At 56.7% G+C, this 12,047-nt stretch carries 8 protein-coding genes; 5 read left to right on the top strand and 3 right to left on the bottom strand.

Features of this window, described 5'->3' with window-relative positions; all coding sequences use genetic code 11:
* Position 1: 1 nt before the first annotated feature.
* The 4 genes from ACU0FH_RS17970 to ACU0FH_RS17955 all read left to right on the top strand — a co-directional run bounded on the left by ACU0FH_RS17970 (position 2) and on the right by ACU0FH_RS17955 (position 3,259).
* A complete protein-coding gene (locus ACU0FH_RS17970; RefSeq protein ID WP_446196079.1) occupies positions 2 to 853 on the top strand; it encodes a carbohydrate ABC transporter permease in 852 nt (283 codons plus the stop codon).
* Positions 853 to 1,179: a hypothetical protein gene (locus ACU0FH_RS17965; protein WP_446196077.1), complete on the top strand. Its 327-nt coding sequence runs from the start codon at positions 853 to 855 to the stop codon at positions 1,177 to 1,179. Before ACU0FH_RS17970 ends, ACU0FH_RS17965 begins: the two co-directional genes overlap by 1 nt.
* Complete coding sequence (locus ACU0FH_RS17960) at positions 1,179 to 1,451, top strand: DUF2160 domain-containing protein (protein WP_446196076.1); 273 nt, start codon at positions 1,179 to 1,181, stop codon at positions 1,449 to 1,451. The genes ACU0FH_RS17965 and ACU0FH_RS17960 overlap by 1 nt, the downstream gene beginning before the upstream one ends.
* 86 nt (positions 1,452 to 1,537) lie before the next feature.
* Entirely contained in the window at positions 1,538 to 3,259 is a 1,722-nt protein-coding gene (locus ACU0FH_RS17955) for an ABC transporter substrate-binding protein (RefSeq protein WP_238373262.1), read from the top strand.
* A 172-nt stretch (positions 3,260 to 3,431) separates the two neighbouring features.
* Here ACU0FH_RS17955 and ACU0FH_RS17950 read toward each other — a convergent pair whose 3' ends face one another.
* The 3 genes from ACU0FH_RS17950 to ACU0FH_RS17940 all read right to left on the bottom strand — a co-directional run bounded on the left by ACU0FH_RS17950 (position 3,432) and on the right by ACU0FH_RS17940 (position 10,528).
* On the bottom strand, positions 3,432 to 6,806 hold the full coding sequence (locus ACU0FH_RS17950) for a D-Ala-D-Ala carboxypeptidase family metallohydrolase (RefSeq protein ID WP_446196075.1): 3,375 nt from the start codon (positions 6,804 to 6,806) through the stop codon (positions 3,432 to 3,434).
* Between the two features lie 10 nt (positions 6,807 to 6,816).
* Entirely contained in the window at positions 6,817 to 8,979 is a 2,163-nt protein-coding gene (locus ACU0FH_RS17945; protein ID WP_446196073.1) for a hypothetical protein, read from the bottom strand.
* A gap of 250 nt (positions 8,980 to 9,229) precedes the next feature.
* Complete coding sequence (locus ACU0FH_RS17940) at positions 9,230 to 10,528, bottom strand: hypothetical protein (protein ID WP_446196071.1); 1,299 nt, start codon at positions 10,526 to 10,528, stop codon at positions 9,230 to 9,232.
* 864 nt (positions 10,529 to 11,392) lie between these two features.
* On the opposite strand from ACU0FH_RS17940, the gene ACU0FH_RS17935 reads away from it, so the two are divergent.
* The gene (locus tag ACU0FH_RS17935; RefSeq protein ID WP_446196069.1) at positions 11,393 to 11,791 is read left to right on the top strand and encodes a hypothetical protein; all 399 of its coding nucleotides are present in this window, start codon (positions 11,393 to 11,395) and stop codon (positions 11,789 to 11,791) included.
* Positions 11,792 to 12,047: the final 256 nt, after the last annotated feature.

Genomic DNA, 12,047 nt, shown 5'->3' with positions numbered 1-12,047 from the left:
CATGGCCGATACCACGATGACCCCAGCATCGACCCGTTCGCGCAGCAAGATCCGGATCAACTCCAGCGCGGTTGTAATGACGCTCTACCTGTTGTTCCTGCTGCTGCCGATCTACTGGCTGCTGAACATGAGCTTAAAGACGAACAGCGAGATCCTGAACACTTTCACGCTCTGGCCCAACAACCTGACATTTGCCAATTATGCGACGATCCTGACCGATCCGGCGTGGTATATGGGCTATGTCAATTCGCTGATTTACGTGCTGATGAACACGGTGATCTCGCTCGCCGTGGCGCTGCCTGCCGCCTATGCGTTTTCCCGCTATCAGTTCATGGGGGACAAGCACCTGTTCTTCTGGCTGCTGTCGAACCGCATGGCCCCGCCCGCCGTTTTCGCACTGCCCTTCTTTCAACTTTATTCGAGCGTCGGCCTTTTTGACACGCATATCGCCGTGGCGCTCGCGCACTGCCTCTTCAACGTACCGCTGGCGGTCTGGATTCTCGAAGGTTTCATGCGCGGCGTGCCAAAGGAAATCGACGAAACCGCCTATATTGATGGTTACTCCTTTCCAAAGTTCTTCGTGAAGATCTTCATGCCGCTGATTGCGAGCGGGATCGGCGTCGCGGCCTTCTTCTGCTTCATGTTCTCATGGGTCGAACTGCTGCTGTCGCGCACCCTGACCACCGTCGACGCCAAGCCGATCGCCGCGATCATGACCCGGACGCAAGGCGCAAGCGGTATCGACTGGGGCGTTCTTGCCGCCGCCGGTATCCTGACCATCGTGCCCGGCGCGCTCGTCATCTACTTTGTCCGCAACTACATCGCCAAGGGCTTTGCCCTGGGGAGGGTGTGATGCGGGGTGTCGCTGCTCTTGCTGTGACTCTCTTCGCCGCTCCTGCCTTTGCGCAGGACTACGATCAGACCTGCAACGGTAATGGCTATGTGATCTCGGCGGACAAAGGCGTGTTTGCTGGGGCCCCGCTCTATCTTGGCAAATCCTGCGATGCCTACTCGGCCCGAACGGGCGAGGGCCGCTGGTGCTGGCAGAACTCCGGTGTTTCCGTGGAGATGGGCGACACACTCTGGCTGCTGGCACATGTCGAGCTCTACTGCCAGGCGCCCGGACTCGACGATCTGGCGTGCAGCTGCATCGACTATTTCAACGAGAAGGAAAACTGATGGACTGGATGGCATGGACATGGCCCACCGCGATCTTCTTCATGGTCATCGCCTCGCTGCTGATCATCTTTACGGTGCTGGCGATCAAGTTTCCCGAAACGCCGCGCATGGGGATCTTGCGGATTGAAACCACGCGCGGCGACCGGCTGTTCATCACGCTGCTGGGGTCGGCCTTTATCAATATCGCTTGGCTCGGACTGGTCGGCACCAACCAGCCCTACGCCATGATCGTCTGCCTGATCTATGCCGCAGCGGTGTTCCGCTGGGTCTGACAAGATACGCGCCGGGGACGAGGCGGAAGCCCGAAGCGCGTCTGACAGCCTCACAACTACTGGTTCGATAACGGGAGGAAATACCAATGAACCTGAGTTTGAAATCATCAACCGCGCTGGCGCTGGGCCTAGGGCTCATGTCCGGTCCGGCGTTTGCCGATATGGAAGCGGCGCAACAGTTCCTCGATTCCGAGATCGGCGATATGTCGGCCCTCACCCGCGAGGAACAGGAAGCCGAAATGCAATGGTTCATCGATGCTGCGGCGCCGATGGCGGGTATGGACATCAAGGTGGTGTCGGAAACGATCACGACCCATGAATACGAAAGTCAGGTTCTTGCACCTGCCTTTACGGCGATCACCGGCATCCAGGTCACCCATGACCTGATCGGCGAAGGCGACGTTGTCGAAAAGCTGCAGACGCAGATGCAGTCGGGCGAGAATATCTACGACGCCTATATCAACGACAGCGACCTGATCGGCACCCACTGGCGTTACCAGCAGGCGCGCTCTCTGACCGACTGGATGGCGGGCGAAGGTGCGGACGTGACCAACCCCGGTCTCGACCTCGACGATTTCATCGGTCTTTCCTTTACAACTGCGCCGGACGGAGAGCTCTATCAGCTTCCCGACCAGCAATTCGCGAACCTTTACTGGTTCCGTTACGACTGGTTCAACGACGAAAAGAACCAGGCGGATTTCAAGGAAGCTTACGGCTATGATCTTGGCGTTCCGGTTAACTGGTCGGCCTATGAAGATATTGCCGAATTCTTTACCGGTCGCGACCTGAGCCATATGGGCGTCGAAGGCGAAGTCTTTGGCAACATGGATTACGGCAAGAAAGACCCTTCGCTTGGCTGGCGTTACACCGATGCGTGGCTGTCGATGGCCGGTGCCGGTTCCAAGGGCGAACCCAACGGTCTGCCGGTTGACGAATGGGGCATCCGCGTCAATGAAAACTCGCAGCCGGTGGGTTCCTGCGTGGCCCGTGGCGGCGCGACCAATGGCCCAGCAGCGGTTTACGCGGTCACCAAAGCCATTGAATGGCTTGAGAAATATACGCCGCCCGCCGCCGCAGGCATGACCTTCTCCGAGGCCGGCCCGATCCCGGCGCAAGGCAATGTGGCACAGCAGATGTTCTGGTACACCGCCTTTACCGCAGACACCGTGAAAGAAGGTCTGCCGGTCATGAACGAGGACGGCACGCCCAAGTGGCGCATGGCCCCCAGCCCGCATGGCGTCTACTGGGAAGAAGGCACCAAGATCGGCTATCAGGACGTGGGCTCCTGGACGCTGATGAAATCCACCCCGGTGGATCGCGCCAAGGCCGCATGGCTTTATGCGCAGTTCGTGACCTCCAAGACCGTGGACGTCAAGAAATCCCATGTGGGCCTGACCTTTATCCGCGAGTCGACGATCCAGCACGAAAGCTTTACCGAGCGTGCGGACAAGCTCGGCGGTCTGGTCGAATTCTACCGGTCGCCCGCGCGGGTGGCATGGTCGCCGACCGGCACCAACGTGCCTGACTACCCGAAACTGGCGCAGCTTTGGTGGCAGAACATCGGTGACGCAATGTCGGGTGCCAAAACCCCGCAGGAAGCACTCGACGCGCTTTGCGCCGATCAGGAACGGGTGATGGAGCGTCTCGAGCGCGCCGGCATTCAGGGCGATATCGGGCCGAAGCTGAACGAGGAAAAGGACCCTCAGGAATGGCTCTCGATGGAAGGCTCGCCCAAGGCGAAGCTCGACAACGAGGACGAGGAACCGAAGACCGTTTCCTATGACGAGCTGATCAAATCCTGGCAGTAAGGATATGATCCGACCGGGGCCGTCTGGCCCCGGTCATTTCCGGCGAAAACGCTGTGCACTTGCTGTACACCCCCTGTACACCCCCCGTGCATCAAAAAGGTGCCTTTGGGCCGCAGACACGCCAAATCCCCTCAACAAATCCTTAACACCCGCAGGCCTTACCGAGCGCGCGTTAACCGATGTCGATGTCGGCAATCAGCTGCTGCCGGGAGTCTGCCAGCTTGCTTTTGACTGTTTCGCGGACGTCCGCATAGATCGTCGGGCTTAGCGACATGCGCGAGGCCGACAGCCAGTAGTCGAGCTCGTTCTTGCCCCAGGAAACAAAGAGGATGTTCTGCTTCTTGTCCTTGAAGGTGAAGTTGAACGCCCCCAGCGCCAATGAGATCACATCGCCCGCCGCCTCGGCGCTGCCGATCTGGAAATTGCCCCCGGTCGTGCTTGAGGTTTCGAAATCGAAGAGTTGGATCTTGCCGTCGCCCGAGGCCAGCCCGCGCAGCGCCTCGATCGCGGTCTCTACGATCTTGAACTGATTGCCGGTCGCGACCTGCGCCAGCGTGGCAAGGATGACCTGATCGAAACTGCCGTTGCCTTTCAACTTCTGGCTGGCCTCGAAAGGCTGGGATTCGCGGGTCCAGCCCATCACCCCAAGCATTTCCATATAGGCCGCGTACCATGCGGCGCGCTGGGTGATCGGGTCGGCCTTGGCATCCGCGGCGCGCTGGGCAAACAGGGTCGAGAGCAGCACGTCCTCCTTCTGGCCGGGGGTGAGGTTTTCTACAAAGGACACCACGCTGGACGCATTTACAGCCGCCTGAAGCGATTGCTGATGGATTTCAACTTGCGAGCTTGGATCGAAACCTTCGCCCGACCGGCTGGTTGCCTGGGCAAAGGCGGATTTCGCGCCTTTCTTGCTGCGGGTGGCGCGTGGTTCGGCCAGCACCGTGGCGATCAGTTTTTCGATCCTTTCCTTGAGGCTGGTGGGCGCGCGCTCTATCAGGGGCGAGGAGCCGGGCAGGGCGGCATCGCGGAAAGCGGGTGGCCACGTGGTGCTGACGGGGCGTGTGTCAATATGGGTGAAACCGTTGTACCGACCGATCCCGCCGGTGAAGAACTCTTCCTTGTCGCGCAGCCAGCGCAGGGCCATGGCGACATCGGGCTGGGACATGCCCGAGACTTTGAAATCGAGCGCGTTGAATTCCATGTGCTTGCTGCCCTTGGCCCCGCCGATGCAGGCGTTGTAGGCAGGCGCGCGATAGGCGTTGGTGATCGCGATGGGCTTGTCGAGCCGGTCGCGCAGATGGTCGAGCACCTGCGCAGTGCGCGCGATATTGGGCCAGAGCGCGCGGGGCGGATAGGTGTTCTTGCCTGCGCAGCTGCCGCCCGGCGTGTTATGGGCACCGCCAAGGATCAGGAATTCATCCGTCGAGAAATTACGCAAATTCAGTGACTTGATAAAACGGTCGAAATCACCGTAATCGGCCCAGCTAAGCGCGGCCGAGGTGCTGCGGACACCCGCGCCCCGCGATTTGGCGGCAAAGATCGCGTCGACCTCTTCGTCCGAAATCTGGTCACTCTCATCGCCTTCGCCGATGTCCACAGGCGTGGATGTGGACGTTGCGAGCGAGGGCGTTGCGGTTGCAAACGTCCCTTTGGGCTGGAGTGTGAAAGGCCGATCGTTGATGAAATTCGGCTCCTTATGCAGCCTGTCGAAAAGCTGGGGGATCTGGCTGGCGCTGGCAATCCGGGTTTCGATTTCCTGCCGGAAAGAGTGATAGCTACCCGAGAAACGGCCATTGTCCCAGACGGATAGTAGCGCGCCGGTGAAGGCACCATGCTGCGGGCCGTCCATCGCGAATTGTTCATCCTTGCAGGCCCCAAGGTTGAGCACCGACGCCTTGATTGGCGTGATCAGCGGGTTAGTCATCACGCTTTCCTTGAACGCACCGTAAGATTTCGACGCCTCGCGATAGGCGCCTTCGTTCGCCCGGAAGACCGCATCGGCCACATCAAGCGGCATGGCGCGGGGTGTACCGGCCAGATCCAGCGACCGTCCGAACAGGGTGGCGGGAGAAACCGGGCCAAAGCGGACCATCGACCCGGAATGGCAGGTGTCTGGCACCATCAGTATCCGCACGCCCGCTCGGAATTTCGTCCAGAGCATGTAGAGTTCATCATCGGCCAGCTGGAAGTCGAAGAGGCAGAGCGTCTCGTCGATCTTCTGGTCGCCGTCATGGTCTTCGTCCTGATTGAAATCAGGGATGCGGCCGCCATGTCCCGAGACGGTGAACAGGAACATGTCGCCGGGTTTGAGATCCCTGGCAGCCTTTTCGACCTGCTCGATGACATTCTGGCGGGTGGCGTCTGCGGTCAGAAGAAGCTCGGGTTTGAAGCCTTCGGCGGTGGCAAGGTTCTCCATCGCCAGCGCGTCAGCCTCGCAGGCGGCAAGCCTGCCGTCCCAGCCTGCGTAATGGCCGGGATCGACGGTGTTGAGCCCCACGTGCAGGGATATGCCGGTGGGTTGCCCGCCCGCGATCACGGGGGGCGATTGCAGCGCGCGCGACAGGCTGCGGGCCGAGCCGAAGGGCCCGTCGATAACCATCGGCGGCGCTTTGCGGGTATTGGCCAGCTTGCTGATTTCGCGCCGGAACTTGGCGGCCACATCGCCATATCCCTCATCCGTGGGATGCAGCCCGTCATGCCAGCGATGATCGCCGACGACGTTCCGGCAATTGATATAGGTTACATGGGGGTGGGTTGCCGCAAGGCGGCGCAGGCGGCGATTGAACTTGTCCATCATCACCGCGGCGATCTTCTTTTGCAGGCTCCGGTCAAGAATACCACGCGATTCCATCGGCTTGCCCAGCCATCGGTCGTTGTTCGGCACGGGGTAGTCGTAGCCGTGGCACAGGATCGAGACATGCGGGAACTGCTGGTGGACCTGCGTGAACATGCGTCCGTAATGCCCAAGCGCCTCGTCGAGCAGGGCGTTGAACGACGGTAGCAGGTAATCCTCGGGCATCAGGTCGGGGTCGAATTCCTCGAGATGCAGGGCAAGCGCCCCTTCGGCGACAAGGTCATTGCCGCCGCCAGACAGCAGCAGGATGCTGGCCCCGGTGTCGCGCAGGGCTTTGATGTATTCCTGCTTGTCCGCCATGTTCTTGAGCAGGTCGCCCGCCGCGCCAAGCGACAGGATGGCGTAGTTCTCATAGAGGTGATCGATCACGTCCTTGAGGAAGACCGGGTACTGGAACCAGCTGTCGCCCTCGGAGATGACAATCGGGCCGTCATAGCCGCTTGCGATGATCTTCTGGAACTTGTTGCGCCGGCTCAGTCGTGCGAACCAGTTGGCTGAATTCATCACGAGCGCAGAGCGTTCAAGCGCATTTGGCCCGGTGGGAATTTGCACCGTATCGGGGTTGAGTTTGAGGGCCGGATTGAACGGGCCGGAATTGTCCGGGTCGGGAATGAAATATGGCGACAGTTCGGATTCATCCATATTCGGGTCGGCCATTTTGGACATCAATTGATCGACGCTGATCTTGGTCATTTCCAACTCCTCACTTAAAATTTTTTTGGTCACTGAATTTGCCGATGATTTCGAGAATGTGGGATTCGATCACCGTGTCGTTGTTCAGGGCGATCTGGGAAACGCGGTCAAAGGCATGTTTTTGCGCCCTTATTCCGGTCAGCAGGTGCAGGGCAGTCCGGGCCGGGAAATCGGCTTTGTCGGCAAGCTCAGCCATGCCGAGGAACGGTTTTGATTCTGCGAGGCCCGGTTGGCGCTGGGCAAAGGACCGGGAAATTAAGTGCTGAATGGATTTGCCGTAATAGGCGAAATGGATGCGCTGTTCGAGTTCTTTGGTGGGAATGTAAATGCGCGCGCGGGGCGCTTTATTGGTCTTGATCAGCGGGAAAACAGTTGCCGGTTCTTCTGGCGGTTCGGCTTTTTCTTGCCCGGAAACGCCTTTGTTCATGGCGGCAATCAGCGGCAATAAACGCTTTTCCGCCTTTGCGACGTCGATGGAAGGGTGGATCAGGTGCAGGGTGTCGAAAATCTCTTGCGGGGGGATGCTTTTCACCCGCTTTTGGTCCGACCCATCCAATTGCTCATGCGTATCGAGAAGGGCGAGCATCTCATTGACGACCTGAACGCCGGCGGCTTCGGCCACGAGATGAATTTGACACCCCGTCTCTTTTCGCAGCTGGATGAGGTCGGCGAGAAACTGGCTGATATAGCCCTGCGGCGGCGAACCTGTCTTGTGATGGCAGGAATGTTCGCGCTCTCCCCAGACCGCGCGATAGGCGCTGAGTTTGAAATCGCGCCAGAATGCGCGTCCGATTCCGCGTATCCGGTTTTCAATCAGCGCATCGAGCTGTTCGCTATCGTCTCCGACTTGATCCTTGTAAATGTCGAACAGTCCGGTGAGCGTCTCAAGCGAGTTCTCGGCGAAACTGTTGCACCAGAAAACCGAATAGGGATAAAGCCGGGCCGCCTTTATAATGTTCTTGCGACGTGCCGCGGCGGCGAATGACGGTTTTATCCCTTCGAGACTTCCCGAGATCCAGATCAGGATGCCGTCGTATTTCTTTTCTTTAGGCTTTTTTCCGGCAAGGCATTCGGAAAGATATTGGCGCGTCTTTGGCCAACCTTTTTCATCCGAAGGGTATGACCCGGTGCGGACATGCATCCCATCGTCGAGATGTAAGTAATGGCCCATCAACTCGAAACAGGGGGTCGATCCGGTCTGGACCTTGCCGATCATGCCCCGGATGCCTTTTTCCCCGATTGAAAAGTCGAATGCGGTGGGCGCGCGCACCCCAAGGCGTAATACCCAGGAATCGACGATATGCCTTGCCCAGTCTTCGTATTTCCAGAGAGCGACGCCGCAAATGCCTTTGTAGCCGCCCCAGTTCTTTCCCCATGAATTCAGAACGTGAAAGCCAAGCTCGTCATATCCGACAAGGGTGAAGGCATGGGTTCCAATTACGCCCTTGTTGGGCGGCCATTCGATAACGCCGCCATTTTCCGGGCCAGCGTTTAGCCATCCGTGATGCACATTGGCGGATACAAGAATGGCCTCGGCATCATTCAACGCGGCATGGAAATGATTGAGGATTGGCGCTACGCGAAAATAGGCCCCCAACCCGATTTCGCGGGCTTTCTTGGCCTGGTCGACCGAGGGGAAACGGAAAGGTTTCTCAACGAAAGGGACGCAATAAGAGCTGCTTTGCCAGAAATGTTCGTGAGAGGGTTGCGAGTTTTCCGGCCAGTCGGGGCAGACACCGTGATGATAGAACCCTTTTATGACGGAACGCAGGGTATGTACGCCTTCGCCTTGTGGTGATTGACGGTCATCGAGCTCGGGATAGGTGTCATGAAAGAAGGCCATGCAATAAAGCATGTCAGCGCTGACAATATTCCTGATCTGTTCGCTTTTCTTTTTGCTCTTTTCAGCGCCGCGAAGGAATTGGAGACCAAGCTGAATGTCGATCAGATTTGCCAGCGCGTAGCCAACGCAGCGCCCGGTTTCGCCCTGATTCCTAGTGCCGAAAACGGGAATTTTCATGTCCGACTCCCTGTCTTTGACAAGCAGACGCGGGTCCAGCGATACGGCTTGACGCAGAATGGAGAGATTGGGGATGTATTCCTGATCACGCAGATCGACCCAGTCCCGGCGTACCAGATTCTTTTCCACGTATGCGGGCGCAATAAGAGTCATGACGGTAAAAAATCACTTGTTCAAAAGGGCTTGATCAAAAATAGTGCTAAAAAATATGCGCTTGTAATGTGCAACCTTAGCACGAATTTCTGATAAAATACAGCATCTAAGATTGTGGGTGTGCGCGTCAGACCCGGGTGAGGGGCATAGCGTCACACCACTACGGTGGCTTTTGAAGCCTGTTTTCAGATGATTAATTCGGCCTTGCACCGGCAGCATTCTCCCGATGCAAGATTGTTATTACAGCGGATCAGATGAAATCGAAATCATCCGCTGTCAGTTTCAAACCCCCGTCACCCGCCAGAATAATGCTGCCGCCGTCATGCTCGATCACAAGGTCTTTGCCGTCCTTTGAGATGTCGAGAGAATGGAAATTGCCGCTATGGTCCTCGATGCGCAGCGTATCGCTGCCCTGCTGAAAACCTTTGACCAGATCGATTCCACTATTTGCGCCGAATACGAACGTGTCATTTCCTGCCGAGCCGATAATCTTGTCGTCACCGCCCATCCCGGCAAGGGTATCATTGCCTTTGCCACCCTTGATGACATTGTCTTCGCCATTTCCGGTGAGATTGTCAGCTTTTTTCGACCCGACGACGTTTTCAAATCGATGCGTTCGGACCCAGCCTGCGATGTTTTCCGTTTCGCCGTTTGAGGCGCCGACATTCTGCCAGCCGGACGCCCACAACGAATAAGTCACGCCCATCGAGAATTTCGCGAAATTGATCAGATCGGTGCCGTCGCCGCCCCATGCCGTGACGCCGTAATCGCTGTTCTTTGCGTCGACAATGAACAGTTTGTCATTCCCGCCGCTCAGGTTGACGGTGCTGGCAAACCCTTCGCCCAGCTTGACCTTGTCATTGTCGTTGCCGGTGGAAATAAGCTCGACCCAGCCATCCTTGGTGATGACGGTATCCTTGCCGTCCTTTGTGCGAACGGCCCCGGCACCTTCGCTGCCGATATTGACCTTGTCATTGCCGGATCCGGTTGAGGCGAATTCGACCCAGCCTTTTGTTGATACAGAGTCATTCCCGTTTCCTGTGAAAAGCGAACCTGCGCCGCCGTCGCCAATTGTGATTTTATCTTTGGCACCGTCGCCCTCACCGCCCGTATTTATTGTTTGAACGTAGGCATTCCCGGTGACCACCGTGTTCTGCGTGGCGTAGAGGTTTATTGAAGCGGTGCTGCCATCCTGCTGGTTGCCCAATTTCACGATGTGTTTTTCGCCATCCCAGCCAAAGATGTATCTGGCGCGGGTCGAGATCAGATCGACATCGCTGTTATAACCGAGCTCGAGAAAATCGATGCGGCGGTCTTCGCCGTTATCAAGGTCAGTAAACACCGTTTGGCTGTTGTCGCCGGTAAGGCGGAGGGCCTTCAACCGCCATCCGCTGCCGGTAAAGCTGACCGTACCTTCTATTTCATCCGGGTCCGACGCGAAAACATTGTAATAGCCCATGAAAGGGCCGCCTTCGAATACGGACTGGCCGGGCAGTCGTTCAACGTCGTTTATACCATCAAATGTCACATCCAAATTGAACTTGGTCATTGTCCTCTCCTAGAAATATTTTCTGTATCAATTCTCTTAGGCGAGTGCCCCTATGGGCCGGGCGGCAGGGCAAAATATCCCTGTAATTCAATCAGCCTGAGCCGAGGGAATGGCGCTCCGAAACAATATTGCACGCAAAGAAAAGATTGGCGCGGATTTTTTATAAGCGGTCGCGAGGGCAGGCTGCCCTTAAACGTCAGATGGGCGAGCGTCCGGATTTCCGGTTTACAAGTAAGAACTTACAGGCAGGGGTTAGGTCGCTGCATCGATTTGGTGCTGCGATGCTAAAGCGCTCGCCGTGGTGTAAGGATGGGGGAAGGGCGCGAATCGTTGCTTTTCGTCCGGGCAATTCGGAAACCTGAACCAACGTTCTGAAAATCTCGGCACGGGGTGACGGCACGCGATGGTCTGCCGGGCCGCCTGCAGTTACAGGTAGCCCGGAAGCCGTTGTAGTACCGTGCGCAACGGTTCGCTTGCACCATTGATTTCATATTGAAATTCGCGATAAAAGCGCCCAATACTTTTCGCTCAATTTGCTCATAATATTTCGCAAATAGCGCAAAGTATTGCGTCGCTCCCACAGCCTGACCATAGGACCCCGGGAACTGACATCAGTCTAATATATTTTTTCCGACTCGCCAGCATTAAACCCATTTACTCCGGGGGTCCGTCCGTGGTTCAGCACAGCGAGAATTTCGCCCAGAGCCGCCTTTCCGGCTACCCGCGGCGAACGAACGTAAAGAGCCCAGAGTGAACGATACTGCAGCCTAATCGAAAATCCGCTAAGAAGCGAGCGTCGCTGATTTAGTAGATATTTCGATCCGTTTTTTAGGTTAGGGCAGGCAGAGTCTTCCAATAATAAAGTTGCACCAAGCAATCCTCACAAAGCTCGATGGCTACAGTAGATTCGATATCGAATTCGACGATGATCACATCATCGTTTGCTGCAAAAACGCCGAGAGCTTTGACCTATCGTTTCATGTTTTTGGCAGCGAATTTCAGGTCAGCTTCGACGGTTGGCACGAACACTTTCAAACCGAGGAAGAAGCCCTTAACTGCTTCGCGTTTGGCCTTTCACAAGAATGCCGCCTCAATGTGATAAAACGTGGCGCGAAGGAATGCAGTTGGACTGCTCAGGCTTGGCAATATGACACTTGGGTCGATGACACCAAAACCGGTTTGATCTTGATCCCGTTTTGGCGGCCAAAGCAAATCGAGTACAAGCATGGTCGCGCTCGCTTTGTTTTTTTCTTGCGGCAATAGGCCGACTTTGAAATTGGAACTATCGTTAAGGCTATTGTCGTAACCTCCAAAGCTGGCAAATCATTCCCCTGAGAGGTATATCGACCGCGCCCAAATGGTCTTCTTGATCCTGCGCACCTACACATGAGAACCGATACCAAGTACCGATTGAACTTGCGCTTCACAGTAAACAGAAACCAATCACATTGGGTAATCAGAAGGTCGCCGTAGCTTTCGGATTTTTCTTCGAGACAAGTTTCACAGACAGGAACTATTG

Source organism: Heliomarina sp. (assembly GCF_052826185.1).
The sequence above is the reverse complement of the archived record's forward strand: the minus strand, read 5'-3'. Positions and strand labels throughout refer to the sequence as shown.

Excerpts from the sequence above, each read along its gene's own strand:
- ACU0FH_RS17970 (WP_446196079.1), top strand. The coding sequence starts at position 2 with ATGGCCGATACCACGATGACCCCAGCATCGACCCGTTCGCGCAGCAAG.
- ACU0FH_RS17965 (WP_446196077.1), top strand. The coding sequence starts at position 853 with ATGCGGGGTGTCGCTGCTCTTGCTGTGACTCTCTTCGCCGCTCCTGCC.
- ACU0FH_RS17960 (WP_446196076.1), top strand. The coding sequence starts at position 1,179 with ATGGACTGGATGGCATGGACATGGCCCACCGCGATCTTCTTCATGGTC.
- ACU0FH_RS17955 (WP_238373262.1), top strand. The coding sequence starts at position 1,538 with ATGAACCTGAGTTTGAAATCATCAACCGCGCTGGCGCTGGGCCTAGGG.
- ACU0FH_RS17950 (WP_446196075.1), bottom strand. The coding sequence starts at position 6,806 with ATGACCAAGATCAGCGTCGATCAATTGATGTCCAAAATGGCCGACCCG.
- ACU0FH_RS17945 (WP_446196073.1), bottom strand. The coding sequence starts at position 8,979 with ATGACTCTTATTGCGCCCGCATACGTGGAAAAGAATCTGGTACGCCGG.
- ACU0FH_RS17940 (WP_446196071.1), bottom strand. The coding sequence starts at position 10,528 with ATGACCAAGTTCAATTTGGATGTGACATTTGATGGTATAAACGACGTT.